Here is a 26,475-nt window from a genome sequence, read left to right on the forward strand (position 1 = left end):
GTGGCCGACCAGCGGCCGGGCACCTGCCCAGCCCCGGCGGCCGCTGCGCCGCCCGAACCACGTCCCGGAAGGACCCTCCGTGCTCCGCACTCACGAGGCCGGCACCCTGCGTGCCGACCACGCAGGCCAGACCGTCACGCTCACCGGCTGGGTGGCGAGGCGTCGAGACCACGGCGGGGTCGCCTTCCTCGATCTGCGCGACGCCTCGGGCGTGGCCCAGGTCGTCGCGCGAGACGAGGTGCTCGCCGAGGGCGGAGCGCACGACGTGCGCAACGAGTTCTGCGTGAAGGTGACCGGGGCGGTGCGCACGCGCCCGGAGGGCAACGCCAACCCCGACCTGCCCACCGGCGAGATCGAGGTGATCGTCAGCGAGCTCGAGGTGCTCAACCCGGCTGCGCCGCTGCCGTTCCAGATCGACGAGCGAGTCTCCGTCGGCGAGGAGGCGCGCCTCAAGCACCGCTACCTCGACCTTCGCCGCCCGGGCACCAGCTCCGCCGGAGCCGCGATCCGCTTGCGTTCCAAGGTGAACGCCGCGGCGCGTGAGGTCCTCGGCGCCCGCGACTTCGTCGAGATCGAGACGCCGACGCTGACCCGCTCGACGCCAGAGGGTGCCCGCGACTTCCTCGTGCCGGCTCGCCTCGCGCCGGGCTCGTGGTACGCCCTGCCCCAGAGCCCCCAGCTGTTCAAGCAGCTGCTCATGGTCGCCGGCATGGAGCGCTACTACCAGATCGCCCGGTGCTACCGCGACGAGGACTTCCGCGCCGACCGCCAGCCCGAGTTCACCCAGCTCGACATCGAGATGAGCTTCGTCGAGCAGGACGACGTCATCGAGCTGGGCGAGTCGATCATCCAGGCCCTGTGGCGCCTCATCGGGGTCGAGCTGGACGCGCCGTTCCAGCGCATGACGTACGCCGACGCCATGGCGCGTTACGGCTCCGACAAGCCCGACCTGCGCTTCGGCAACGAGCTCGTCGAGTGCACCGAGTACTTCGCGCAGACCCCCTTCCGCGTCTTCCAGTCCGACTACGTCGGCGCCGTCGTCATGCCAGGCGGCGCCGGCCAGCCGCGCAAGCAGCTCGACGCCTGGCAGGAGTGGGCCAAGCAGCGCGGCGCGCGCGGTCTCGCGTACGTCCTCGTCCAGCAGGACGGCGAGCTCGGCGGCCCGGTGGCCAAGAACCTCACCGATGCCGAGCGCGGCGGGCTCCCCGCCCACGTCGGCGCCGAGCCCGGCGACTGCATCTTCTTCGCCGCAGGTGCCGCCAAGCCGTCGCGCGCTCTCCTCGGTGCCGCCCGCCTCGAGATCGGCCGCCGCTGCGAGCTCATCGACGAGAACGCGTGGAACTTCCTCTGGGTCGTCGACGCCCCGCTCTTCGAGCCGGCCGCCGACGCGGTCGCCTCGGGCGACGTCGCCGTCGGCGCCGGTGCCTGGACCGCCGTCCACCACGCGTTCACCTCGCCCAAGGCCGAGTTCCTGGACACGTTCGACACCGACCCCGGGCCGGCGCTCGCCTACGCGTACGACATCGTCTGCAACGGCAACGAGATCGGCGGCGGCTCGATCCGTATCCACCAGCGCGACGTGCAGGAGCGGGTCTTCAAGGTCATGGGCCTGTCGGAGGAGGACGCGCAGGAGAAGTTCGGCTTCCTGCTCGACGCCTTCCAGTACGGCGCGCCGCCGCACGGCGGTATCGCCTTCGGCTGGGACCGCATCGTCTCGCTGCTCGCCCGCACGGACTCGATCCGCGACGTCATCGCGTTCCCGAAGTCCGGCGGTGGCTACGACCCGTTGACGGCGGCCCCGGCTCCGATCACTCCGGAGCAGCGCAAGGAGGCCGGCGTCGACGCGAAGCCTCCGGCGGACGCCCCCGCACCCCTGGGCGCACCCGAGGTCAGCCCGGTGCGCAGCTGACCTCCGGGTCGCCCGTCCGTCGTGGAGGGTTGTCGTCGCCCAGGTGACTCCAACCCTCCGCGGGTATGCCGCGTGGCGGCGTCAGCGCGCGACGACCACGGGGCGACTGGCCCAGGCGGCCACGACGGCGTAGCCGAGGGACCGGTACAGCCGGCGGCCGACGTCGTTGTGCGAGTACATCCCGAGAGTGCAGACACCCGTCTCGGCAACAGCCATCCGGGTCAGTGCTCCGGCGACGGTGCGTCCGAGGCCACGGCCGCGCAGGGTCGAGTCGACGGCCACGGAGGACAGGTGCGGCGCGCCGGCGCCGGTCGTGCCCCAGGCGGCGACGGCCGCGAGCGACCCGTCGGGGGCCTCGACGGCGAACCACCGCTCGCCGGTGCCCGGTTCGGTGTCGGCCGTGGGGGAGTGGGCCGCGAGGAACGCGGACACCTCCTCGGCGTGGGCGACGTCGTCGAGTGGTCGCACGAGGTCGTGGGAGGGGTCGGCCGCGGGCGCCACAGTCGTGTGGAGCCACTCCCAGTCACCGCCCTCCATGATCCGGTAGCGCTCCCGAAGCCGCGGCTCCAGATGCTGGGGCACGCTGACGGAGAAGGCCTTTCGCTCCGGATCGACGGTGGCCGCGATGAGAGGCAGCGCGTCGATCAGCTTCGTGGCCCCGTCGTCGTCGCCGAGGATGTTGACCGTCCGACGAACGGCCTTCCGGGTGCGTTGGAAGGCCACGGCGTCACCCGCCCGCCACCAGGTGTCGGCGAGGTCGGGCGTCACCTCCCAGCGCACGAAGGGGTGGTCTCCGGTCGCGTCCAGCAGGCCGGGGAGCCCGTGACCGGTCGTCACGTCCGCAGTCGCGGACCCGTGCGGGCTCACTCGACGATCCCGAAACGGTCGTGCACGCGCCGCAGCGGCGCGGGCGCCCACCAGTTCCAGCGGCCGAGCAGGGTCATCGTCGCCGGGACGAGCAGCATGCGCACGAGCGTGGCGTCGATGGCGACGGCTGCGACGAGAGCGACACCCATCTGCTTGATGATGAGGATGTCACCTGCGACGAAGCCGGCGAAGACGATGACGATGAGCAGTGCCGCCGACGTGATGATCCGGCCCGTGCGCTGCAGCCCGAGCGAGACCGACCGGTCGTTGCCCGCGCCGTGGCGGTGGAACTCCACGATCCGTGACAGCAGGAACACCTCGTAGTCCATCGACAGGCCGAAGCCGAACGCAAGGACGAGGAAGGGGACCATCGACTCGACCGCCCCGACCGAGCCGAAGCGGAGCAGCCCCTCGAGGTGGCCCTCCTGGAAGATCCACACGACGACGCCGAGTGCAGCACCGAGCGAGATCACGTTGAGGACCAGGGCCTTGACCGGAACCACGACCGAGCCGGTCATGAGGAAGAGCAGCACGAACGTGCCGAGCACGACGAGCCCCACGGCATACGGCGCCCTCGCCCCCATGGAGTGGAGGAAGTCGATCTGACCTGCGGCCTGCCCGGTCGTCAACGTCCCGAAGCCGGCGGGCGCGTCGCGTACTCGGGCGACGAGCTCCTGGGCCGCGTCGGAGGTCGGCGGGCCCTCGACCCGGAGGTCGACGCGCTGGTGGCTCGCGCCGAGCGGCTGCACGGTGACCGACTCGACGCCTGCAGCCGTGCGGAACTGGTCGGCCCAGCGGGTCACACCGGCAGTGTCGGCGGAGTCCGCGACGACGGTCACCTCCGGCGCCGAGAGCGTCGGGTAGTCGCGGGCCAGCTGGTCGAAGAAGACACGCTGCTGGGCCTGCTTCGGGAGAAGCTCGGTGCCCGAGGAGGTGAGCCGCGTCGAGAGCGTCGGCAGCGCCAGGGCCACCAGCACCACGACGACACCGAGGATGACGAGGACCGGCCGACGCTGGACCACAGCCGCAAGGCGCGAGAAGACACCAACGTCGGGGGCCTGCTCGACCGCCTTGCGCGACAGGCGTTTTGCCCCGACGACGCAGAGGGCCGGCACGAGCGTGATCGCGACGACCATCGCGACGAGCACGACGCTGACACCGGCGACGCCGATGGCCCGCATGATCGGCGCCTCGAAGAGGAGTAGCCCGGACAGGGCGATCGCGACGGTGAGCCCTGAGAAGAGGACGGTGCGTCCCGCGGTCGCGACCGTCCGCTCCGTGGCCACGGCCACCTCCTCGCGGGTCGGCACGTCGTGCCGCCGATGCGCGAGCTCCTCGCGGAACCGGCTCACGGTGAGCAGCCCGTAGTCGATCGAGAGGCCGAGACCGAGCAGCGTCACGATGTTGACCACGGTCGCGTCGAGCTCGACGGCGTGCGAGAAGCCGAAGAGCGAGAGCAGCGCCCCGCCGATGGAGACGACCGCCCCGACGATCGGCAGGCCGGCGGCGACGAACCCGCCGAACACGAACACCATGACGAGGAACGTCAGCGGCAGCGCGATGCCCTCGCCACGCAGCAGGTCGCGCTCGACGGTGGTCGTGATGGCCGTGATGACCTTGCTCGTGCTGCCGACCGACCCCTGTCCGTCCACCGCCTCCGCGACCTCGAGCAGTGCGGCCTCGGCCGCGGCCTCGGCCGCGTCGAAGGCGCTCTCGCCGAGCCCGGGCTCGAAGTCGACGACCGTGACGAAGCCTCCGGCGGCTGCTGTCCCTCCCTCGAGGAGCGCGGCCACCGCCGGGTCGGACGGACCCCGGGGCGTCAGGAGCGGTGAGCGAACGTCCCTGACCCCGGGCAGCTGCGCGACCGCCCGGGTCGCGGCGGCGCCGTCCCGGACCGTGGCCGGGCCGGAGAGGTCGGCGCCGGTCACCTGCAGCGTCAGCGTCTGGAGGGCAGGGCGGCTCTCGGCGATGACCCCCTGTGCGCGGGAGGACTCGGAGTCGACCGTCGGGGCGCCGGAGTGGAGGCGCTCGAACAGGGACTCGCCCGTCACGCCGCCGACGGCAACGGCGAAGCACACGACGGCCGCGACGGCCCAGGCCGCGGCCCAGGAGCGCGGGTGCCGGGCGAGGACTCCTCCGAGGCGGGCCAGCCGGGTGCGCGGGACCGGCCCTGCCGGTGAGGGGTTCTGCACGCGGATAGCCTTCCACAGTGATGTCGAACAGCCCGGAGGACCTCTTCGGCGCGGCCTCGGCCGCCGACCGCGGCGAGCAGCCCGCCTCGGCAGGTGTCGCGCCCCTCGCCGTGCGGATGCGCCCCCGTTCGCTCGAGGAGGTCCGCGGACAGGCCAAGGTGCTGCGACCGGGTAGCCCGCTGCGTCGCCTCATCGAGGGTTCGGGAGGTGCGGCCGGTCCGCTGTCCGCGATCCTCTGGGGCCCGCCGGGCACCGGGAAGACGACGCTCGCGCACCTCGTCGCGACCGCGGCCGACCGCCGCTTCGTCGAGCTGTCGGCCGTGACGGCCGGCGTCAAGGACGTGCGCGCCGTCATGGACTCGGCCGTGCGCGAGCGGGACCTCTACGCGCGGCAGACCGTGCTCTTCCTCGACGAGATCCACCGCTTCACCAAGGCGCAGCAGGACGCGCTGCTGCCCGGCGTCGAGAACCGCACGGTCATCCTCGTCGCGGCGACGACGGAGAACCCGTCCTTCAGCATCATCTCGCCACTGCTGTCGCGCTCGGTCCTCGTGACCCTCGAGCCGCTCACGGACTCCGAGATCGCCGACCTCCTTGCAGCGGCCCTCACCGACGAACGCGGCTTCGACGGCGAGCACACCCTCGCAGTGGACGCTTGCGACCATCTCGTGCGGATGGCCGGCGGCGACGCCCGGCGGGCCCTCACCTCGCTCGAGGCGGCCGCGGGGGTCGCCCTCGACGCGCAGCCGGCCGGGCGCACCTCGGACGACCCCGTCGAGATCACCCTGGCCCACGTCGAACAGGCCGTGGCGCAGGCCGCCGTCCGATACGACCGCGCGGGGGACCAGCACTACGACGTCGCGAGTGCACTCATCAAGTCGATGCGGGGCAGCGACGTCGACGCGGCCCTGCACTACCTCGCCCGGATGCTCGAGGCGGGGGAGGACCCGCGCTTCATCGCCCGCCGCATCGTCATCTCCGCGAGCGAGGACGTCGGGATGGGCGACCCGACCGCCCTGCAGACCGCAGTCGCAGCGATGCACGCGGTGTCCCAGATCGGGATGCCCGAGGCGCGCATCATCCTCGCCCAGGCGGTCGTGCACAACGCCATGGCGCCCAAGTCCAACGCGGCATACGTCGGCATCAACGAGGCGATCGCCGACGTACGGGCCGGCCGGGGTGGCGTCGTGCCCGCCCACCTGCGGGGGAGCGGGTACGCCGGCGCCGAGCGGCTCGGGCACGGCAAGGGGTATGTCTACGCCCATGACGAGCCCGACGGTGTGGCGGCCCAGCAGTACCTCCCCGACGACCTCCACGACACCGTCAGCTACTACCGCCCGACGGACCGGGGTTTCGAGGAGCGCCTCCGGGCGCGGTGGGAGTGGCTGTCGGGGCGTCTGGGGCGCACGCGCGGACAGTGACGCGGGGTCCCCTCGGCGAGCGCCTCGTCGTGATTGTTACGGCCACGGAGAGCCTCAGCGGACATTGTCTCGTGCAGGCCTTTACTCGGTAACGATTTGTCATCCATGCACGTCTCGATGCTTGGACAGGGCGAGACTGTGTGGCAGGCTCGCGTCGTCCCGGCGGGGGTGGCATCCGGATCATCTGGTGCGCCCGACGAGGGGCGGCTCGAGTGACGTACCGCCGAGTCGGATGTGATCCCACAAGGATGGAGACAACGCGTTGAACGCAATGCCGGAGCCCTCAGCAACGCTGACCGAGGTATCCGAGGAGAAGGCTTCGACGACGGCCCCCGCTCACAAGGAGGTCCGCACCGGTCGGTCTCCCGGACAGGTCGCCTGGGCCCGGCTGAAGCAGGACAAGGTCGCCATCGTCTGCTCCGTCATCATCCTGTTCTTCATTCTCGTCGCGCTCTTCGCGCCACTGCTCACCTCGCTCCAGTCCGTCGACCCGATCACCGGCACCAAGGCCAGCGTCTCCGACGTCCACACCGAGCTCGTCGACTTCAACGGACTCCCCAAGGTCGGCACGAGCTCGGCCCACTGGCTCGGTGTCGAGCCGCGACTCGGCCGTGACCTGTTCGCCCGCTGGGCCTACGGCGCGCGCCCGTCCCTCATCATCGGCTTCGTCGCAGCGGCGGCCTCGACCCTCATCGGTGTGACCCTCGGCCTCGTGGCCGGCTACCTCGGCGGCATCGCCGACAAGATCATCTCCTGGGTCATCGACTTCTTCCTGTCGCTGCCGATCCTGTTGCTCGTGCTCGCGATCGTCCCGATCATGCAGAAGAGCCTCGCGGCCGGCGGCGACCTCACGGCGGCGCAGGTGTCGCAGATCCGCTTCTGGGTGCTCATCGTCATCCTCTTCGTCTTCGGGTGGATGGGTCTGGCCCGTCTGGTCCGCGGCGAGGTCAAGAGCCTGCGTGAGCGCGAGTTCGTGCAGGCGGCCCGCGCGATCGGTGTGCCGACCCGCGCGATCCTCTTCCGCGAGATCCTGCCCAACCTCGTCGGCCCGATCATCGTCTCCGCGTCGATCGCGGTCCCGGCCTACATCACCTACGAGGCCACGCTGAGCTACCTCGGCGCCGGCCTCGTGGAGCCCACCGCGTCGTGGGGTCGCACGATCGCCGACGCGCAGAACCTCTTCGCCACGTACCCGTTGTGGTTGTGGCCCTCGGTCATCGGCCTGTCGCTCCTCGTGCTCGCCCTGAGCCTGCTCGGCGACTCGATCCGCGACGCCTTCGACCCCACCAGTCGCCGATAGCCCCACCCGGTTCGTCGGTCAACAGATGTTCCCGGCAAAACGCCGGGACAAGCAACAAAGGGAGCAACAACAATGCGCTGGACCAAAGTCCTGACCGTGGGAGCCGCGGCTTCCCTCGGCTTCGTCGCGGCCTGCGGCGCTCCGGCTGCCAACCAGGGGGGAGCCGGCAACGGCACCAACGGTGGCAACAAGCCGGTCGAAGGGGCGGCCGCGGCCCTCGACCCGAACGCCAAGGGCCCGGCCCCGGAGATCCCCGGTGCCAAGCGCGGCGGCATCCTCACGGTTGCCTACTCGGCCGTGCCGTCCAACTTCGACCCGAGCGACCAGTTCTACCAGGACACGGCGGTCATCTTCTCGCTGACGCACCGCGCCCTCACGACGTTCACCTGGAAAGACAACAAGATGGTCCTCGTCCCGGACCTCGCCACGGACCTCGGCAAGCAGTCCGAGGACGGCCTGACCTGGACGTTCACCCTCAAGGACGGCGTCAAGTTCGAGGACGGCACGCCGGTCAAGGCGCAGGACATCGTCTTCGCCGCCAAGCGTTCGTTCGACCCGGACCTCGCGGCCAACGGCCCGACGTACCAGCGCGAGTTCTTCAAGGGTGGCGCCGACTACCAGGGCCCCTACAAGGGCGACAAGAACTGGAAGGGCGTCGAGGCCACCGACGACAAGACGATCGTCTTCCACCTCGAGAAGCGCTTCGAGACGCTGCCCTACTTCGTCTCCTTCAACCAGTTCACGCCGATCCCCGAGGCGAAGGACAAGAAGGCCGACTACCAGCTGCACCCGCTCGCCACCGGCCCGTACATGTTCGACAAGTACACGCCGGGCACCGAGCTGACGCTGAAGCGCAACCCCAACTGGGACAAGAACACCGACCCCGCGCGCAACGACTACCCGGACGGCTACCACTTCAAGTGGGGCGTCGACGACCTCAAGACGCAGACGGCCATCCTCGCCTCCAACGGCGACGACGCCACGACGCTCAACTGGAGCCCGATCGACTCCTCGCTGATCCCGCAGATCGAGGGCGACAAGAAGGCGCAGTACGCCGAGGGTCCGTCCTCGTGCGTGATCATGGTCAACATGGACGCGCGCAAGATCCCGCTCGAGGTGCGCAAGGCCATCGCCGTCGCCTACCCGTTCGACTCGATGCACAAGGCGCTGGGCGAGACGACGCACTCGTTCTCGCCCGCCAGCACCATCATCCCGCCGCAGATCCCCGGCCACCTCGACTACGAGGCCGAGGCCGCCCCGGGCTTCAAGATGAACGGCCAGGGCGACGGCAACCCCACCATGGCCAAGGAGATGCTCGCCAAGGCCGGCTACGGGCCAGACAAGCCCTTCGAGCTCGTCTACTACTACACGAACGACGACGACTCTGCGCAGAAGGCCAACCAGGTCCGCAAGCAGAAGCTCGAGGCCGCCGGCTTCAAGGTCCAGGACATCGGTGTTCCCGGCGCCGAGCGTCGCAAGCTCGTCGGCGACCCCAAGGGCAAGTACAACATGCTCCAGTCGCCGCGCGGCTGGTGCTTCGACTGGCCGTCGGCCGACTCGATCATCCCGCCGACCTTCGGCTCGATCTCGCTCTCGCAGGGCGGCACGTCGTTCGGCAACTTCTCCGACGCGAAGATCGACGCCGAGATCAAGCGCATCCAGAACCTCTCCATCACGGAGCAGGGACCGGAGTGGGGCAAGATGGACAAGTGGCTGACGGAGAACTACCTGCTGGCCATCCCGGACTACAACGACAAGGGAAACTTCGTCTTCGGCACGAAGGTCAAGAACGTCATCCCCAACCCGAACAAGGGCATGCCCGAGATCACGAAGATCTGGCTGGACCAGTAAGTCGGCAGTGACAGCGCTCCCTCGGGAGAGCAAGATCTGAACCGATAGCCGTGGTGGGGGCCCGGGTATTCCGGGCCCCCACCACCGGCGCCCACCTCGTTTGGAAGGCAAACCGTGCTCACGTACATCCTCAGGCGGGTGGCTCTCGCCCTGAGCGTCATCCTGGCCACGCTGGTCTCGGCGTTCCTGCTGTTCTTCGCGGGCCCCTCCGACCCGGCGCAGGCCATGTGCCCCGAGACCCGGTGCAACGCGCAGCGGCTCGAGGCCATCACGAAGAGCCTGGGTCTCGACAAGCCCCTGACCGCGCAGTTCCTCGACTACTTCAAGGGACTCTTCGCCGGTCGCGACTTCCTCTACGCCGGCGACACGGTGCACTGCAGCGCCCCTTGCCTGGGCTTCTCCTTCGTGACGCGTCGGTCCGTCAACGAGGAGCTCTTCACGCGTTTCCCCAACACGGTCGTGTTGGCCCTCATGGCCGCCGTCGTGTTCGTCACGCTCGGCGTCACGCTCGGCATCTTCGCCGCGACCCGGCGCGGGACCCCGACCGACCGCGCCGTCGTCGGCGCCTCGCAGGTGCTCGGCTCCATCCCGTACTACGTCCTCGCGCTCCTCGTCGCCCTCTACCCGGTGATCCTCTGGGGCGTTCTCCCGCAGTACTCCTCGCTGTCTTCCGGCGTCGGCCCGTACTTCATCGGCATGCTCGCCCCCGCGTTGATCCTCGGCCTCGTGACGTCCGCGTCGTACGTGCGTTACACCCGAAACTCGATGATCGAGACGCTCTCGATGGACTACATCCGCACCGCGCGCTCCAAGGGGATCAGCGAGCGCACCGTCCTGTTCAAGCACGGCTTCCGCGCCGCGATGAGCCCGATCGCCACGATCCTGGGCCTCGACATCGCCGCGCTCCTCGTCGGAACCCTCATCACCGAGCAGATCTTCGGAGTCGACGGCATCGGCCGTCGCGGGCTCGCGGCCCTGAGGTCGCAGGACCTGCCCGTGATCATGGGCACCGTACTCATCGGAGCGGTCGTCGTCGTGATCATGAACCTCCTCGTCGACATCGCGTACTCCTTCATCGACCCGCGAGTGAGGCTCTCGTGACCGCGACCGCCTCCACCATCTCGACCCAGGGCCGGGAGGCTCGCGACGCCGGCGACGTGGTGCTCGACGTCAACGACCTCTCCGTCGCCTTCCCGACGGAGGAAGGAGTCGTCAAGGCCGTTTCCAACCTCTCCTACCAGGCCCGCCTCGGGCGCACGCTCGCCATCGTCGGTGAGTCCGGCTCGGGCAAGTCGGTGAGCAGCATGGCCGTCCTCGGCCTGCACAACATGAAGCGCACCCAGATCACGGGCAGCATCAAGCTCGACGGCCTCGAGCTGGTCGGCGCCCCGGCCTCGACGTTCCAGAAGGTCCGCAGCACGAAGGCCGCCATGGTCTTCCAGGACCCGCAGAGCTCGCTGCACCCGTTCCACAAGGTCGGCAAGCAGATCGCCGAGGCGTACCAGGCGCACAACAAGGTGAGCAAGCAGATCGCCTACAAGCGCGCCGTCGAGATGCTCGACCTCGTCGGCATCCCGAACCCGCAGCGGCGGGCGAACCAGTACCCGCACGAGTTCTCCGGCGGTATGCGGCAGCGCGCGATGATCGCGCTCGGCCTCGTCAACAACCCGAAGCTGCTCATCGCCGACGAGCCGACGACGGCGCTCGACGTCACGGTGCAAGCCCAGATCCTCGACCTCGTCAACGACCTCCAGAAGGAGTTCGGCTCGGCGGTCATCCTCATCACGCACGACCTCGCGGTCGTCGCCGAGACGGCCGACGACATCCTCGTGATGTACGCCGGCCGAGGTGTCGAGAAGGGCGACGCGAAGGAGGTGCTGGCCCAGCCGTCCATGCCCTACACGTACGGGCTGCTCCAGTCGCTGCCCTCGCACTCGGAGGATCTCGCCGAGCTCAAGGCGATCAAGGGCACGCCGCCCAGCCTGCTCAACCTGCCCAGCGGCTGCTCGTTCCACCCCCGCTGCGAGTTCAAGGACCAGGTGCCGGGTGACGCCTGCTGGACCACGCTGCCGGAGCTGCGCCCCACCCCGGGCCTGCCCAACCGACAGCTCCGCTGCCACCTGCCCGACCCGGTGGCCACGCTCCAGAACGCCGAGGGAGTCCGATGACCGACCACACGCTGCTCAAGGTCACCGACCTCCAGCGCCACTTCCCGTTCCGTGAGGTCCAGGGCCTGAAGATGGTGCGGGCCACCGTCCGCGCCGTCGACGGCATCAGCTTCACCGTCAAGGAGGGCCAGACCCTCGGCCTCGTCGGCGAGTCGGGTTGCGGCAAGTCGACGACCTCGCGGCTCGTGACGCGCCTCGACGAGCCGACCGGCGGCACGATCGAGTTCGAGGGGCGTGACATCACGCACCTCAAGGAACACGAGCTGCGCGGCATCCGTCGCGACGTGCAGATGATCTTCCAGGACCCGTACTCCTCGCTGAACCCGAGGCACACGGTCGGCTCGATCCTCACCACGCCGCTGCGCGTGCACGGCCTGCACAAGGGCAAGGAGAAGGCCCGGGTCCAGGAGCTGCTCGAGCTCGTCGGCCTCAACCCGGAGCACATCAACCGCTACCCGTCGGAGTTCTCGGGTGGCCAGCGCCAGCGCATCGGCATCGCCCGCGCGCTCGCGGTCGAGCCGAAGCTGATCATCGCCGACGAGCCGGTCTCGGCCCTCGACGTGTCGATCCAGGCACAGGTGATGAACCTGCTGGCCAAGCTGCGCAACGAGCTCGACCTCGCGTTCATCTTCGTCGCCCACGACCTCGGCGTCGTGCGTCACTTCTGTGACCAGGTCGCGGTGATGTACCTCGGCAAGATCGTCGAGTACGGCGACAAGAAGAAGATCTACGAGGAGCCGGAGCACCCGTACACCCAGGCCCTGCTGTCGGCGGCGCCCGACATCAACGTCGCGCGTGGCATCGCACCGAAGGAGCGGATCCGGCTCGTCGGCGACGTGCCGAGCCCGATCGACCCGCCGAGCGGGTGCCGCTTCCGCACCCGCTGCTGGAAGGCCCAGGACGTCTGCGCGCAGGTGGAGCCGCCGCTGGTCCCCTCCGAGGCGGCCCTGGCGCCGGTTCGCTCGAAGCGCGAGAGCGGCAAGCACATCCAGGCCTGCCACTTCCCCGAGATCAAGACGGACCTCGTGGCGGAGGTCGAGCACACGGCCTGACCCGCGCGAGCGGTCACGACGCGCAGCGTATGCCGCTGGGCCGGCTCCCGCACGGGAGCCGGCCCAGCGGCATACGTGCACAACGGCGTGGGACTGGCGTGTCGAGGTCCGTTAGGGTTGAACCACCTCGGTGCACACGCGAGTGAGTGCGCGCCGACGAACGAAGGACGATGAACGTGGCCCAGATGGGACCCAGGGTGACCCTGCGCCCGACCCTGCAGCCGGCGAGCCGAGCTCCCCGGGGGTCAGCCGCGCCCGTGTGAGCGCAGGGCTGACCCCGCCCCGCCGGCCCGGTCGCGCGTGCGACGGGCTACCCGCAGACCACCCGTCGACCCAAGGACTACTCATGGAAACCGCTGAGATCAGGCGTCGCTGGCTCACCTACTTCGGCAGCCGCGGCCACACCGTCGTACCGAGCGCCCCGCTCGTCCACGACGACCCCAACCTGCTGTTCGTCAATGCCGGCATGGTCCCGTTCAAGCCGTACTTCCTCGGCCAGGAGACCCCGCAGTTCACGCGCGCGACGAGCGTGCAGAAGTGCGTGCGCACCCTCGACATCGAGGAGGTCGGCAAGACCACGCGCCACGGCACCTTCTTCCAGATGAACGGCAACTTCAGCTTCGGTGACTACTTCAAGGAGGGTGCGATCGAGCTCGCCTGGGAGCTCGTCACGCGCCCGCAGGACCAGGGCGGCTACGGCTTCGAGGAGAAGGACCTCTACGCCTCGGTGTACCACGAGGACGACGAGGCGATCGCGATCTGGAAGCGCGTCGCCGGCCTGCCCGACGAGCGCATCGTCCGTCTCGGCAAGAAGGACAACTACTGGAACATGGGCGTGCCGGGCCCGGGCGGCCCGTGCTCCGAGATCCTCATCGACCGCGGCCCGGCGTTCGGCGCGGACCGGGACTGGGAGGCGGGCGACCGCTACCTCGAGTTCTGGAACCTCGTCTTCATGCAGGACGACCTTTCGGCGGTTCGCTCCAAGGAGGACTTCGACATCGACGGCCCGCTGCCCAAGCGCAACATCGACACCGGCATGGGGCTCGAACGCGTCGCCTTCCTGCTCCAGGGCGTCGACAACCTCTACGAGATCGACGAGGTCTTCCCCGTCATCGCCGCCGCCGAGGACCTCTCGGGCCGCCGCTACGGCGCGGACCACGAGGACGACGTGCGCTTCCGCGTCATTGCCGACCACGTGCGCTCCTCGCTCATGCTCATCGGCGACGGCGTCACGCCGGGCAACGAGGGCGGCGGCTACGTGCTGCGCCGGCTGCTGCGACGCGCGGTGCGCTCCATGCGCCTGCTGGGTGTCGACGCGCCGACGCTGGAGCACCTGCTGCCCGTCAGCATGGAGCGGATGAAGGCGTCCTACCCCGAGCTCGAGCACGACTTCCACCGGATCGGTCAGGTCGCCTACGCCGAGGAGGACGCGTTCCGTCGCACGCTGAGCTCCGGCACGACGATCCTCGACACGGCGGTCGCCCGCGCGAAGTCGTCGGGGGCGAGCACGCTCGGCGGCGCGGAGGCGTTCGCCCTCCACGACACGTACGGCTTCCCGATCGACCTCACGCTCGAGATGGCGGCGGAGCAGGGGCTGCAGGTCGACGAGGCGGGTTTCCGCCGGCTCATGGCGCAGCAGCGCGACCGGGCGAAGGCCGACGCGAAGGCGAAGAAGTCCGCGCACGGCGACACGAGCGTCTACCGCCAGCTGTCCGACCTGCTCGGTCGCGACGTCGAGTTCACCGGCTACGACCAGACGGTCACCGACACGCGGGTGCGCGGACTCATCCGCGACGGCGCCGTCGTCGACCGGGTCGGCCCGGGCGAGCAGATCGAGCTCGTGCTCGACCGCACGCCCCTCTATGCCGAGTCGGGTGGACAGCAGGCCGACCACGGTCGGCTCCGTCTCGCGAACGGCGCCCTCATCGAGATCTCCGACGTGCAGCGCCCGATCACCGGGCTCGTCGTGCACCGCGCGACGGTGCTCGAGGGCGACGTCGCTGTCGGCGAGGAGGCCGAGGCCGAGGTCGACGTCGTGCGGCGCCGGTCGATCTCGCGCGCCCACACGGCGACCCACATGGTGCACCAGGCGCTGCGCGACGAGCTCGGCAGCACGGCGACCCAGGCAGGTTCGGAGAACTCGCCCGGTCGTCTCCGCTTCGACTTCAAGTCCCTGCAGGCGGTCCCCACCGCGGCGATGGGCGAGATCGAGGCGCGGATCAACGCCGTGCTGCTCGACGACCTCCCCGTGACAGCCGACATCATGGACCTCGACGCCGCGAAGAAGCTCGGCGCGATGGCGCTGTTCGGCGAGAAGTACGGCGAGCGGGTCCGTGTCGTGTCGATCGGCGAGTGGTCTCGCGAGCTGTGCGTCGGCACACACACGCCCCGCGTCGGCCAGATCGGCGTCGTCAAGCTGCTCGGTGAGAGCTCGATCGGCTCGGGGGTGCGCCGCGTCGAGGCCCTCGTAGGTGCCGACGCGTACTCGCACCTCGCCCGCGAGGCCACGATCGTCAGCCAGCTCACCGACACGCTCGGCGTGCGCCGCGACGAGCTGCCAGACCGCATCGCTGCGATCCTCGGTCGTCTCAGGGATGCCGAGAAGGAGATCGCCGCCGTGCGCCAGAGCCAGGTGCTCGGCGCTGCCGCCGGCCTCGTCTCCTCGGCACGTGACATCGGCGGCGTGACGTTCGTGAGCCACGACGCCGGTGCCGGCGTGACGGGCGATGACCTGCGCAAGCTCGTCACCGACGTGCGCGGACGGCTGGGCAACGACCGTCCGGTCCTCGTCTCGATGGCGGCGGTGTCGGGGGACCGGCCGGTCGTCGTCGTCGCGACCAACGAGCGGGCGCGCGAGGCGGGTCTCAAGGCGGGCGCGTTCGTCAAGGCCGCCGCCGGGGCCCTCGGCGGTGGCGGCGGCGGCAAGGACGACCTCGCCCAGGGCGGCGGCACCGACCCGAGCCGGGTGTCCGCGGCCCTCGGCACGGTCGAGGACGCGCTGCGCAGCCGGGGCGCGTGACCTTGAGCTCTCCCGGACGGCCAGGAGTACGCGTCGGCGTCGACGTGGGCAGTGCCCGCGTCGGCGTCGCCGCCTCGGACGCCTCCGGGACGTTCGCGCACCCGGTGCGCACCCTGCCACGAGACCCCGACGCCGACACCGACGTCGCGGCCATCGTGGCGCTCGTGGCCGAGCTGGGGGCGATCGAGGTCGTCGTCGGCCTGCCACGGCTGCTCTCGGGGCAGGAGGGCGAGGCGGCACGAATCGCGCGCGAGTACGGCGGTCGTCTTGCGGGACGGCTGGGTACGGTGGGGGTGCGCATGGTCGATGAACGCTTGACCACTGTGGACGCGCATCGCAGACTGCGTGACAGTGGAGTGCCGGGCCGAGGGCAGCGAGCCGTCGTCGACCAGGCCGCAGCCGTGCTCATCCTGCAGTCGGCCCTCGACACGGAGGCGCTGTCGGGCAGGCCGCCCGGCGAGACCGTCTCAGCGGGGGGCAAACGGAAGAAGGAACGTCGTCGATGAAGGACCATCTCGAGACATCCATCTTCGGCGACCACGAAGACACCCTGGAGCACCACGAGGACCCGCACGCCCCGGTCCTCACGAGCCGGCGCGAGCTGCGCGAGCAAGAGCTCGCTGCCCGCAGGCGCGGCAGGCGTGGCGGGCGCCCCGCGGGCGCCGCACCGACGGGCCGCGGCAAGCCGTCGGTCCTGCGCCGGATCCTCGTCATCGTGCTGGCGCTCGCGGTCATCGGCGGCGGCGTCGCCGTGGCCTTCACGGCGCTGCGCCCCGTGGTCGAGGGCCTCCTCGAGTCGAACGACTACCCCGGCCCCGGCACCGGCGAGGTCCGAGTGACCGTCGAGCAGGGGGCCGGTGGCAGTGCCATCGCGAAGGTGCTCGTGGACGAGGACGTCGTCAAGTCGAGCAAGGCCTTCATCGAGGCCGCCAACGATGACCCGAAGAGCGCCGGCATCCAGCCCGGGGTCTACGAGATGAAGAAGCAGATGAAGGCGTCGGACGCCCTGGCGATCCTCGTCGACCCGAAGAACCGGATGATCACGCGCGTCGTCATCCCCGAGGGCCTGTGGGCGACCGAGATCTTCGGCCGCCTCTCGAAGTCGTCCGGCATCCCCGTCGCCCAGTACACCGCCGCCTCGAAGAAGGTCGCAGACCTCGGCCTGCCGGCGTCGGCCAAGGGCAACATCGAGGGGTACCTTTTCCCCGCGAGCTACGAGTTCGGCCCGACCGCCACGGCGCTCGACCAGCTCAAGCAGATGGTCGCCGAGTCCACGAAGCGTCTCGACGCCCTCGGCATCTCGCCCGCCCAGATGGAGCGCGTCGTCACGGTGGCGAGCCTCGTCGAGGGGGAGGCGCAGACAGAGGGTGACCGCTCCAAGGTGGCCCGGGTCATCGAGAACCGCCTCGCCGCGAAGATGTCGCTGGGCATGGACTCGACGGTCAACTACATCTTCAAGAAGCGCGGCGTGCCGACGCAGCAGATGCTCGACAGCGACAACCCGTACAACACGCGCCGGTTCACGGGCCTGCCGCCCGGCCCGATCTCCAACCCCGGGGAGAGCGCCCTCAAGGCGGCGGCCGGCCCCGCCCCCGGCAGCTGGCTCTACTTCGTGACGGTCAACCTCGACACCGGTGCGACGAAGTTCGCCGCGACCTACGAGGAGCACCAGCGCTATGTCGCGGAGTTCCGGCAGTGGTGCTCCGACAACAAGGGCAAGTGCTGACCGGCGAACCGGGGGACAGCCGAGACGGGGGGCCGCGCGACGTGCTTCGCATCGCGCACCGCTGCGCCGTGTGGGGCAGCCCCATCGAGCACTCCCTCTCACCGGTGCTGCACCGCGCCGCCTACGCCGCTCTCGGTCTGGAGGACTGGGCCTACGGCCGACGCGAGGTGGACACGACGACGTTCGCGCAGGCCTTCGCGGACCTGGACGAGACGTGGCGCGGGCTCTCGCTCACGATGCCGCTCAAGGAGGTCGCCCTGGCCGCCGCGGGCACGGTCAGCCCCACGGCGGCCGCCACCGGGGCAGCCAACACGCTCGTCCGCGACGCGGACGACGCATCGAGATGGACCGCCCACAACACCGACGTCCACGGCATCACGATGGCCCTGCGCGTCGCCGGCTGCGTGGAGCTCTCGAGCCTGCTCGTCGTCGGCTCCGGGGCGACGGCCCGCTCGGCCCTGGCGGCCGTCACCGCTCCGCAGGCCCGGGTGGTGCTCATGGTCCGCGACCGCGCACGGCCCGAGACCATGGCACAGGCCGAGGCGGCCGGGCTGCGCGTCGAGGTCGTCGCGATGGGGGACTGGTCTGCGGCGACCGGCGTTGACGCCGTCGTGAGCACGGTGCCCCCGGCCTCGGTGCCGGCACTCCAGCTCCTCCCCGCGGTGACCGGGGCCCGGCCTCCCGTCGTCCTCGACGTCGTCTACGGGTCGGGCACGACCCCGCTCCAGGACGCGGCCCGCGCGCGCGGGTGGGGCATCGCCGAGGGCACCGACATGCTGCTTCACCAGGCCACCGAGCAGGTGCGCCTCATGACCGGGCAGCCCGCACCCCTGCGGGCGATGGCCTCGGCGCTCCGCGACGCCCTGACGGACCGCGCCCGGTGATCCTGCCGGTGACGTGGGTCCAGGCGCCGGGGGCGCCGTGGTGGTTCGTCGTGCTGGTCGCCGTCGCGGGCGCGCTCGTCGGGGAGGTGCTCCGGCGCCGGCTCGCCACGGGCGGCTACCGGGTCGACGACGAGACCGGGCCGCTGCCGCGGGTGCCGTCGACGTCCCTGCCCGTGGTGCTGGCCGTGCTCTGGGCGCTGTTCGCCTGGCGCTTCGGGCCGCTCTCGGACTGGGCGCTCGCGCCCGCCTACCTCGGCTTCGCCTTCGTGGCGGTCGCACTGGCCTGGATCGACGCCGACGTGCACCGCCTCCCACGCGGGCTGACGCGGCCGGCATACCCCATGCTCGTCGGCCAGCTGGCGATCGCCTCCCTCGCCTCCGGCGACTGGGAGGCCCTGCGGCGGGCCGCGATCGCCGGTGCCGTGCTGTGGGGCATCTACTTCGTGCTCGCCCTCGTGGCGGCGCTGCTCGGCAGCGGCTTCGGCTTCGGTGACGTCACGCTCGCCGGACTCGTCGGCCTCGCCACCGGCTACGTCAGCGTCTCGACGACGCTCGTCGCGTCGTACGCCGCGTTCATCCTCGCGGGCATCTACGGCCTCGCGCGCCTCGTGCTGCGGCGGGGCACGCGCAAGGACGACATCGCGTTCGGGCCGTGGATGCTCGTCGGCCTCCTCGTCGCGCTCGTCGTGCAGGTGCGGCCGCTCTACTGAGCGCCTGGGTCGGGTGGTCCCGCGGAGCGGGCGGGTCAGGTCCGCCTCCGGCACGCATGGGAGGATCGAGGCATGTTGCGTTGGTTGACGGCCGGTGAGTCGCACGGGCCCGCACTCGTCGCCATGATCGAGGGCCTCCCGGCAGGAGTCGAGGTCGGCGCGAAGGACCTGCAGGCCGCCCTGGCCCGCCGCCGCCTCGGCTACGGTCGCGGCGCCCGGATGAAGTTCGAGCAGGACGAGGTCGAGTTCCTCGGCGGGCTGCGCCACGGGGTGACCATCGGCTCGCCGATCGCGGTCCGCATCGGCAACAGCGAGTGGCCGAAGTGGACGACCGTGATGAGCCCGGAGGCGGTCACCGACGAGGCGTATGCCGCGTCCGACGACGTCAACGCCGAGAAGGAGGTCGCGCGCAACAAGCCGCTCACGCGGCCGCGTCCCGGTCACGCCGACCTCGTCGGCATGCAGAAGTACGGCCACGAGGACGCCCGCCCCGTCCTCGAGCGGGCGTCGGCCCGCGAGACCGCGGCCCGCGTCGCGCTCGGCGAGGTGGCGGCGCGCTTCCTCGAGCAGGCCTACGGCATCCGTCTCGTGTCGCACACGGTGGCGATCGGCACCGCGTCGGTGGGTTCCGGCGCCGAGCTGCCGACGCCCGACGACCTCGAGCGCCTCGACGCCGACCCCGTGCGCGCCTTCGACGCCGAGGGGTCGGCCGCGATGGTCGCCGAGGTCGATGCCGCGAAGAAGGACGGTGACACGCTCGGTGGCGTCGTCGAGGTGCTGGCCTACGGGCTGCCGCCGGGTCTGGGCTCGCACGTCCACTGGGACCGCAAGCTCGACGCGCAGCTCGCACAGGCGCTCATGAGCATCCAGGCGATCAAGGGCGTCGAGGTCGGCGACGGCTTCGAGACCGCTCGGCGGCGCGGCTCGCAGGCGCACGACGAGATGGAGCTCGTCGACGGAGTCATCACCCGCCGCACGGGTCGCGCCGGCGGCACCGAGGGCGGCATGTCGACGGGCCAGGTGCTCCGCGTGCGCGCCGCGATGAAGCCGATCAGCACCGTGCCCAGGGCCCTGTCGACCGTCGATGTGGCCACGGGCGAGGCCGCGACGGCCATCCACCAGCGTTCGGACGTGTGCGCCGTGCCGGCAGCCGGCGTCGTCGCCGAGGCCATGGTCGCGCTCGTCCTGGCGCAGGCCTGCCTCGAGAAGTTCGGGGGCGACTCCGTCACCGAGACGGCCCGCAACCACACGGCATACCTCGAGGGCATCCGCGAGGGGCTGCGCACGTGGTGAACGCCGCACCCCGCACACGGCCCGTCGCCGTCGTCGTCGGACCGCCCGGGGCAGGCAAGACGACCGTCGGGAAGGCGCTCGCCGCACGCCTGGGCGTCGGCTTCCACGACGTCGACGCCGCCATCGAGGCGACGCAGGGCCGCCCCATCTCCGACATCTTCGTCGACGACGGCGAGGCCTTCTTCCGCGACCTCGAGCGCGTCGAGGTCGCCCGCTCGCTCGCCGAGGAGACCGGCGTCGTGTCGCTCGGCGGGGGCGCTGTCATGGACCCGCTCACCGAGCAGGCGCTGGCCGGACACGTCGTCGTGTTCCTCGACGTCGCGATCGCCGACGCGAGCAAGCGCATCGGCTTCGACCGCTCGCGTCCGCTGCTGTCGGTGAACCCACGGGCCTCGTGGGTCGCGATGATGAACCAGCGCCGCCCGATCTACGAGCGGGTCGCGACGCTGCGTGTCGACACCGCCGGCCGCACCGCCGACGAGGTCGCCGACGTCGTCGTCGCCGAGCTCGAGGAGGCCCGCGCGTGACCGACCGCACCCTGCCGACCACGATCTCCGTCGGAGGCGACTACGACGTCGTCATCGGCGCCGGCGTCCTCGAGAGGGTCACCGACCTGCTCGGCGCCGACGTCGCGCGAGTGCTCGTCGTGCACCCGCCCACCCTGGCCGCCCTCACCGGCCGGGTCACCGGCGCGCTCGAGGCCAAGGGGTATGCCGTCCACGTCGCGGAGGTGCCCGACGCCGAGGCAGCGAAGACCGCCGGCGTCGCAGCCGAGCTCTGGGGCGTCCTGGGCCGCGCCGGCTTCACCCGCACCGACGCCGTCGTCGGCGTGGGTGGCGGCACCGTCACCGACCTCGCCGGCTTCGTGGCCGCGTCGTGGCTGCGTGGTGTCAAGGTCGTGCAGGTGCCGACGACGCTCCTCGGCATGGTCGACGCAGCGGTCGGTGGCAAGACGGGCATCAACACCCCGGAGGGCAAGAACCTCGTGGGTGCCTTCCACCCGCCTGCGGGTGTGCTCTGCGACGTCGACGTCCTCGTCACCCTGCCGCAGGCCGACCTCGTCGCAGGCCTCGCCGAGGTCGTCAAGTGCGGCTTCATCGCCGACCCCGCCATCCTCGACCTCGTCGAGGCGTCGGTCGCCGCCGACCCCGACACCGCTCGCAGCGCCGACAACCCGCACCTGCGAGAGCTCATCGAGCGCGCGATCCGGGTCAAGGCCGACGTCGTCGCCGCGGACCTTCGCGAGAGCTCGCTGCGCGAGATCCTCAACTACGGCCACACGTTCGCCCACGCGATCGAGCAGGTCGAGCAGTACTCCTGGCGACACGGCGAGGCGGTCAGCGTCGGCATGGTCTACGTGGCCGAGCTGGCCCGCCTCACCGGACACCTCGCAGGCCCGGACGGTGACGCGCTCGTGGCCCGGCACCGCGCCGTGCTCGAGTCGCTCGGCCTGCCCACGACGTACACCCCGGGTCGCTGGGACGAGCTGTTGACCGCGATGCGCCGCGACAAGAAGTCGCGGGGCTCGACGCTGCGCTTCGTCGTGCTCGACGACCTCGCCAGGCCCACCCGCCTGGCCGGCCCGGACGACGTGCTGCTCCAGGCGGCATACGGCCTCGTGTCCCGGGCCGTCACGGCTCCCGCTCACTAGACTCGCGGCCATGACGGCACCCACGGTCTTCGTCCTTTCGGGCCCCAACCTCAACCGTCTCGGCACGCGTGAGCCAGAGGTCTACGGCTCCGACACGCTCGACGACATCCACGTCGCCGTCGTCCGCGAGGCTCGTGACCTCGGCCTCGTCGCCGACTGCCGCCAGACCAACCACGAGGGCGAGCTCGTCGACTGGCTCCACGAGGCCGTCGACACCGGGGCCGACGTCGTGCTCAACCCGGGAGCCTTCACCCACTACTCGTATGCCGTCCGCGACGCCTGCGCGATCGTCACGACGAGCGGCCGCAGCCTCGTCGAGGTGCACCTGTCCAACCCTGCCGCGCGCGAGGAGTTCCGGCACACCTCGGTCGTGGCAGGTGTCGCGACCGGGACCATCGCGGGGTTCGGGCTGCAGTCGTACCTGCTGGCCCTGCGCGCCCTCGTCTGAGGTCCGCCCGCAGGCACAGGACGCGCACAGCAGTCGCACCGAAGCTGCATGGCCGCGCCACCCAGACTCCTCTCAGGAGGGGCTGGCCCGGCCCCGCGACGGAAGGCACGACGATGGCACCCAGCACGTCCGAGCGCGAGTGGCTCGACGAGAACGGCAACGAGATCGAGGACCACGACCGCGGTCTCGTCTTCGACATCCAGACGTTGGTGGACCGCCGCCGGGCGCTGATCCTGTTCGGTGGCCTCGGTGTGGCCGGTGCCCTCGCCGCGTGCAGCAGCGGCTCCCCGGCCACGACCGGCAGCACCTCCACCGCTGCTGCATCGAGCGCCACGACGACCGCAGCGACCTCGGCCACGTCGACGACGTCCGCCGCTGCCGACGGCAACCTCGTCGAGGCGCCGGACGAGACGGCCGGCCCGTACCCCGGTGACGGCTCGAACGGGCAGAACGCGCTCGACGACTCCGGCATCGTGCGCCAGGACATCCGCAGCAGCTTCGGCACCTCGACGACGACGGCCGAGGGCGTCCCGCTGACGATCAAGCTCACGGTCAAGGACCTCTCCTCGAGCTCGGCCCTCGTCGGGGCCGCCGTCTATGCGTGGCACTGCGACCGTGAGGGCAGGTACTCGATGTACAGCCAGGGCGTGGAGGACGAGAACTACCTGCGCGGTGTGCAGGCCACCGACGAGTCCGGCACCGCGACGTTCAGCTCGATCTTCCCGGCCTGCTACGCGGGCCGCTGGCCGCACATCCACTTCGAGGTCTACGAGAAGGTCGCCGACGCCACGTCGAGCGGGCCGATCGTCAAGACGTCGCAGATCGCGCTGCCCAGGGCGGCCTGCGAGACGGTCTACGCCACGAGCGGCTACGAGCAGAGCGTCGGCAACCTGTCGCAGGTGAGCCTCGAACGTGACAACGTGTTCGGCGACGACGCCGGCGTGCACCAGCTCGCGACGATGTCGGGCAGCGTCTCGTCCGGCTACACCGCAGCGCTGACCATCGGCGTCTGAGTCCAGCTCACGGTGGAAGGTGCCCACTCGACGGGGGAGGGGGAGTGGCCTGCGTCGAGTGGGCACCTTCCACCGTGGGCACCTCAGGTGAGGGCGCTCGGCAGGGGTTCGGCGTGCACGATCGTCAGCTCCGACACGGCGCGGGTCAGCACGATGTAGAGGCGGCGCAGGCCGGTGCGCTCGTCGGGTTCGGCCCTCGCGATGGCAGCGGGCTCGACGACGACCGTCCGGTCGAACTCCAGACCCTTCGCGACGGTAGCGGGCACGACCTCGACCTGGTGGTCCTCGTCGTCGCCGTGGTCGACGTCGAGCCGGCCGTGCGACACCGAGGCCGACGTGAGTGCGGCGCAGACCGTCCCGACCATCGCGTCCGGCGCGATGACGCCCACCGACCCCGGCGTGGCCGCTGCCGCCTCCACGGCACGGACCACCACCGCCTCCAGCGATCCCGGGTCCGCCGGCCGCAGCTCGAGGCGGCCCGGGTTGTCGCGCACCGACACGGGCGCTCCGAGACCGGGGGCCATGGCGGGCAGCAGCCTGGCGGCGTACTCGATGACGACGGCCGGCACGCGGAACCCGCGGTCGAGCACGACGAGGTCGTGGTCGTCCTTCCCGAGGTGGCGCATCGCCTCCTCCCACGATGCCGTCGCCCATGGCGTCGTGCCCTGTGCGATGTCGCCGAGCACGGTTACCGACCCCGTGGAGGCGCGCCGGCCCACCGCGCGCAGCTGCATGGGGGAGAGGTCCTGCGCCTCGTCGAGCACGACGTGCCCGAGGCTCGGCACTCGGCGCAGGAGGTCGTCGAGCTCGTCGAGCAGCGCCATGTCTGCCCGTGACCATCGGGCCGCTCCCTTGGTGCGAGCGGGCTTGTGCCACAAGAGCATCGCCTGCTCGTCGGCACTGAGATCGTCGCACGCAGCGGCGCGAAGCGCGTCGGGGTCGGACCAGAGGCGGTGCAGGACGGCCTGCGGGTCGAGCGCGGGCCAGACCGACCTGACGTACGCCTTCACGGCCGGCGACTTCGCCACGGCGTCCTGGACGCGGTCGTCCGGCGCCTCCCCGGCGCGCTCCATCTCGAGCAGCACGTGGTGGGCGAGACGCTGGGGGAGCAGGTCGCGCGCGGCGGAGTAGCGCACGCCGCGGGCCCCGAGCTCGTCGAGGATCACCTGCACCTCGTATGCCGGCACGCGCCACCTGCGCACGCCGCGCGGCACCACGAGCGCCTCCGTGGGACGCGCGACCTGCGACCAGACGGCACGACGCAGCACCGTGGCGAGGCGCGGGTCGCCCTTGAGGGTCGCGACGTCGGCGGGCTCGTCCGCGCGCACGCGCCCGTGGTCGAGGAGCGTCTCGATCGTCGCGTGACCGACGCGGACCTCGCCGAGCGACGGGAGGACCGCTCCGATGTGGTCGAGGAAGGCCCGGTTCGGTCCGACGACGAGAACGCCCGAGCGGTCGAGGCGGTCCCGGAAGGAGTAGAGCAGCCAGGCCGCTCGGTGCAGGCCGACCGCCGTCTTGCCGGTGCCCGGTGCGCCCTGGACGCACACGCTGACGGCGACGTCGCTGCGCACGATCTCGTCCTGCTCGGGCTGGATCGTCGAGACGATGTCGCGCATCGGGCCGGTACGCGGCCGTTCGATCTCTGCGGCGAGCAGGGACCCGGTCGTCGCGTCGTCCGACACCTGCGGCTCGCGCAGGTGCTCGTCCTCGAGGGCGGTGAGGCGACCACGGTCGACGCCGAACCGGCGGCGGAGCACGACGTCCATCGGATCGAGCCGCGACGCCCGGTAGAACGCCGTGGAGATCGGCGCACGCCAGTCGACGACGACCGGGTCGCCCGCTTCGTCGGACACGTGACGCCGGCCGATGTGGAAGCGCTCGGCCGGTCCGCCCGGAGGGTCGAGGTCGATGCGGCCGAAGAAGAGCGTGGTCCGCGGGTCGTCCTGCAGCGAGGCGATGCGACGTGCGAGCACCCAGCCGAGGACCTCGCCCGAGACGGCGTCACTGGCCTTCGACGCGTCGAGCGACTCGGCGAGCCGACGCATCCGGCCGAGCTGCTCGCGAGCATCCTCGAGGTAGGCCTGCTCCCGGGCGAGCTCGGCGGCGAGAGCGGTGTCGGGCGCGGGCACGCGAAAGGCCTTTCTGCATCGCAACACACCGAGCAACTCACAACCCACCGGGGTCGGACGCCGGTGTGCTGTCGGTTGCTCGGTGTGTTGCGGGGATGGGGGGAACGGGCCAGCGTACACCGGCGTCGTGGGGGCGCGGCGCCCGGCGATTCCGCGTTCAGCGGCCCGCGCGGCTAGACTTGCGCGGCAAACTCCCCCAGACAGCGAACGTCCGGTCCCCGGCGTGCAGATCGTCACGCCCGCGGCCGACCGGCATACGAAAGTGGTTCAGAAACGATGGCTACGACCAACGACCTGAAGAACGGCATGGTGCTCAACATCGAGGGACAGCTCTGGTCCGTCGTCGAGTTCCAGCACGTGAAGCCCGGCAAGGGCCCCGCCTTCGTGCGCACCAAGCTCAAGGCCGTCCTCTCCGGCAAGGTCGTCGACAAGACGTTCAACGCCGGCACCAAGGTGGAGACGAGCAACGTCGACAAGCGCACGATGCAGTACCTCTACAAGGACGGTACCGACTTCGTCTTCATGGACATCGACACCTACGACCAGCTCCACGTGTCGGAGACCGTCGTCGGTGACGCCGCGAACTACCTGCTCGAGAACCAGAACGCCATCGTCGCCACGAACGAGGGGCTGCCGCTCTACGTCGAGCTGCCCGCGTCGGTCGTCCTCGAGATCACGCACACCGAACCGGGCCTGCAGGGCGACCGCTCGACCGGCGGCACCAAGCCGGCCACGCTCGAGACCGGTGCCCAGATCAACGTGCCGCTCTTCCTCGAGAGCGGCACGCGCGTCAAGGTCGACACGCGCGACGGGTCGTACCTCGGCCGCGTCAACGACTGAGC

The 26,475-nt window shown here is 70.9% G+C and carries 21 protein-coding genes; 18 read left to right on the forward strand and 3 right to left on the reverse strand.

The window, feature by feature from the left end:
- The first annotated feature begins 79 nt into the window (after positions 1-79).
- On the forward strand, positions 80-1,909 hold the full coding sequence (gene aspS / locus H9I49_RS18165) for an aspartate--tRNA ligase (RefSeq protein ID WP_188031819.1): 1,830 nt from the start codon (positions 80-82) through the stop codon (positions 1,907-1,909).
- Between the two features lie 81 nt (positions 1,910-1,990).
- Here the strand turns inward: aspS and H9I49_RS18170 are convergent, their stop codons facing one another.
- Together H9I49_RS18170 and H9I49_RS18175 are read right to left on the reverse strand one after the other, a co-directional pair.
- Positions 1,991-2,746, reverse strand: a complete 756-nt coding sequence (locus tag H9I49_RS18170) for a GNAT family N-acetyltransferase (RefSeq protein WP_188031820.1) — start codon at positions 2,744-2,746, stop codon at positions 1,991-1,993.
- A gap of 26 nt (positions 2,747-2,772) precedes the next feature.
- Complete coding sequence (locus H9I49_RS18175; protein WP_188031821.1) at positions 2,773-4,968, reverse strand: MMPL family transporter; 2,196 nt, start codon at positions 4,966-4,968, stop codon at positions 2,773-2,775.
- Positions 4,969-4,988: 20 nt separating this feature from the next.
- Here H9I49_RS18175 and H9I49_RS18180 point away from each other — a divergent pair, with 20 nt between their 5' ends.
- From H9I49_RS18180 to H9I49_RS18255, 16 genes are all read left to right on the forward strand, one after another.
- Positions 4,989-6,389: a replication-associated recombination protein A gene (locus tag H9I49_RS18180; RefSeq protein ID WP_188031822.1), complete on the forward strand. Its 1,401-nt coding sequence runs from the start codon at positions 4,989-4,991 to the stop codon at positions 6,387-6,389.
- Positions 6,390-6,660: 271 nt separating this feature from the next.
- Positions 6,661-7,689 carry an ABC transporter permease gene (locus tag H9I49_RS18185; protein ID WP_188032218.1) on the forward strand — a complete coding sequence of 343 codons (1,029 nt, stop codon included), beginning with the start codon at positions 6,661-6,663 and terminating at the stop codon, positions 7,687-7,689.
- A 72-nt stretch (positions 7,690-7,761) separates the two neighbouring features.
- Entirely contained in the window at positions 7,762-9,540 is a 1,779-nt protein-coding gene (locus H9I49_RS18190) for an ABC transporter substrate-binding protein (protein ID WP_223128914.1), read from the forward strand.
- Between the two features lie 114 nt (positions 9,541-9,654).
- Entirely contained in the window at positions 9,655-10,641 is a 987-nt protein-coding gene (locus H9I49_RS24590; RefSeq protein ID WP_370587644.1) for an ABC transporter permease, read from the forward strand.
- Positions 10,638-11,708 (forward strand): ABC transporter ATP-binding protein, encoded by a 1,071-nt coding sequence (locus H9I49_RS24595; RefSeq protein ID WP_188031823.1) that lies wholly within the window; start codon positions 10,638-10,640, stop codon positions 11,706-11,708. The genes H9I49_RS24590 and H9I49_RS24595 overlap by 4 nt, the downstream gene beginning before the upstream one ends.
- The gene (locus tag H9I49_RS18205) at positions 11,705-12,760 is read left to right on the forward strand and encodes an ABC transporter ATP-binding protein (protein WP_188031824.1); all 1,056 of its coding nucleotides are present in this window, start codon (positions 11,705-11,707) and stop codon (positions 12,758-12,760) included. Before H9I49_RS24595 ends, H9I49_RS18205 begins: the two co-directional genes overlap by 4 nt.
- A gap of 346 nt (positions 12,761-13,106) precedes the next feature.
- Complete coding sequence (gene alaS, locus H9I49_RS18210) at positions 13,107-15,779, forward strand: alanine--tRNA ligase (RefSeq protein WP_188031825.1); 2,673 nt, start codon at positions 13,107-13,109, stop codon at positions 15,777-15,779.
- Entirely contained in the window at positions 15,776-16,285 is a 510-nt protein-coding gene (ruvX, locus tag H9I49_RS18215; protein WP_370587645.1) for a Holliday junction resolvase RuvX, read from the forward strand. The genes alaS and ruvX overlap by 4 nt, the downstream gene beginning before the upstream one ends.
- Entirely contained in the window at positions 16,282-17,505 is a 1,224-nt protein-coding gene (gene mltG, locus H9I49_RS18220) for an endolytic transglycosylase MltG (protein ID WP_188031826.1), read from the forward strand. The genes ruvX and mltG overlap by 4 nt, the downstream gene beginning before the upstream one ends.
- On the forward strand, positions 17,499-18,389 hold the full coding sequence (locus tag H9I49_RS18225) for a shikimate dehydrogenase (RefSeq protein ID WP_370587646.1): 891 nt from the start codon (positions 17,499-17,501) through the stop codon (positions 18,387-18,389). The genes mltG and H9I49_RS18225 overlap by 7 nt, the downstream gene beginning before the upstream one ends.
- Complete coding sequence (locus tag H9I49_RS18230) at positions 18,386-19,099, forward strand: A24 family peptidase (protein ID WP_188031827.1); 714 nt, start codon at positions 18,386-18,388, stop codon at positions 19,097-19,099. The genes H9I49_RS18225 and H9I49_RS18230 overlap by 4 nt, the downstream gene beginning before the upstream one ends.
- 72 nt (positions 19,100-19,171) lie before the next feature.
- Positions 19,172-20,392, forward strand: a complete 1,221-nt coding sequence (gene aroC / locus H9I49_RS18235) for a chorismate synthase (protein WP_188031828.1) — start codon at positions 19,172-19,174, stop codon at positions 20,390-20,392.
- The gene (locus tag H9I49_RS18240; RefSeq protein WP_188031829.1) at positions 20,389-20,919 is read left to right on the forward strand and encodes a shikimate kinase; all 531 of its coding nucleotides are present in this window, start codon (positions 20,389-20,391) and stop codon (positions 20,917-20,919) included. The genes aroC and H9I49_RS18240 overlap by 4 nt, the downstream gene beginning before the upstream one ends.
- Positions 20,916-22,043, forward strand: coding sequence for a 3-dehydroquinate synthase (gene aroB, locus H9I49_RS18245; RefSeq protein ID WP_370587647.1), 1,128 nt, complete (start codon positions 20,916-20,918; stop codon positions 22,041-22,043). Before H9I49_RS18240 ends, aroB begins: the two co-directional genes overlap by 4 nt.
- Positions 22,044-22,053: 10 nt before the next feature.
- A complete protein-coding gene (aroQ, locus tag H9I49_RS18250; RefSeq protein WP_188031830.1) occupies positions 22,054-22,491 on the forward strand; it encodes a type II 3-dehydroquinate dehydratase in 438 nt (145 codons plus the stop codon).
- 113 nt (positions 22,492-22,604) lie between these two features.
- The gene (locus H9I49_RS18255; protein WP_188031831.1) at positions 22,605-23,504 is read left to right on the forward strand and encodes an intradiol ring-cleavage dioxygenase; all 900 of its coding nucleotides are present in this window, start codon (positions 22,605-22,607) and stop codon (positions 23,502-23,504) included.
- Between the two features lie 83 nt (positions 23,505-23,587).
- Here the strand turns inward: H9I49_RS18255 and H9I49_RS18260 are convergent, their stop codons facing one another.
- On the reverse strand, positions 23,588-25,633 hold the full coding sequence (locus H9I49_RS18260; protein WP_188031832.1) for an AAA family ATPase: 2,046 nt from the start codon (positions 25,631-25,633) through the stop codon (positions 23,588-23,590).
- A 276-nt stretch (positions 25,634-25,909) separates the two neighbouring features.
- Between H9I49_RS18260 and efp the strand changes: the two genes are divergently transcribed.
- Positions 25,910-26,473 carry an elongation factor P gene (efp, locus tag H9I49_RS18265; protein ID WP_188031833.1) on the forward strand — a complete coding sequence of 188 codons (564 nt, stop codon included), beginning with the start codon at positions 25,910-25,912 and terminating at the stop codon, positions 26,471-26,473.
- Positions 26,474-26,475: the final 2 nt, after the last annotated feature.

The organism is Terrabacter sp. MAHUQ-38 (genome assembly GCF_014518425.1).
Classification (GTDB): Bacteria; Actinomycetota; Actinomycetes; order Actinomycetales; family Dermatophilaceae; genus Terrabacter.

Bases quoted from the DNA above. Each gene is read 5' to 3' on its own strand.
- aroQ (WP_188031830.1), top strand. From the start codon at position 22,054: ATGACGGCACCCACGGTCTTCGTCCTTTCGGGCCCCAACCTCAACCGT.
- alaS (WP_188031825.1), top strand. From the start codon at position 13,107: ATGGAAACCGCTGAGATCAGGCGTCGCTGGCTCACCTACTTCGGCAGC.
- H9I49_RS18205 (WP_188031824.1), top strand. From the start codon at position 11,705: ATGACCGACCACACGCTGCTCAAGGTCACCGACCTCCAGCGCCACTTC.
- H9I49_RS18180 (WP_188031822.1), top strand. From the start codon at position 4,989: ATGTCGAACAGCCCGGAGGACCTCTTCGGCGCGGCCTCGGCCGCCGAC.
- mltG (WP_188031826.1), top strand. From the start codon at position 16,282: ATGAAGGACCATCTCGAGACATCCATCTTCGGCGACCACGAAGACACC.
- H9I49_RS18190 (WP_223128914.1), top strand. From the start codon at position 7,762: ATGCGCTGGACCAAAGTCCTGACCGTGGGAGCCGCGGCTTCCCTCGGC.
- efp (WP_188031833.1), top strand. From the start codon at position 25,910: ATGGCTACGACCAACGACCTGAAGAACGGCATGGTGCTCAACATCGAG.
- H9I49_RS18255 (WP_188031831.1), top strand. From the start codon at position 22,605: ATGGCACCCAGCACGTCCGAGCGCGAGTGGCTCGACGAGAACGGCAAC.
- H9I49_RS18185 (WP_188032218.1), top strand. From the start codon at position 6,661: ATGCCGGAGCCCTCAGCAACGCTGACCGAGGTATCCGAGGAGAAGGCT.
- aroC (WP_188031828.1), top strand. From the start codon at position 19,172: ATGTTGCGTTGGTTGACGGCCGGTGAGTCGCACGGGCCCGCACTCGTC.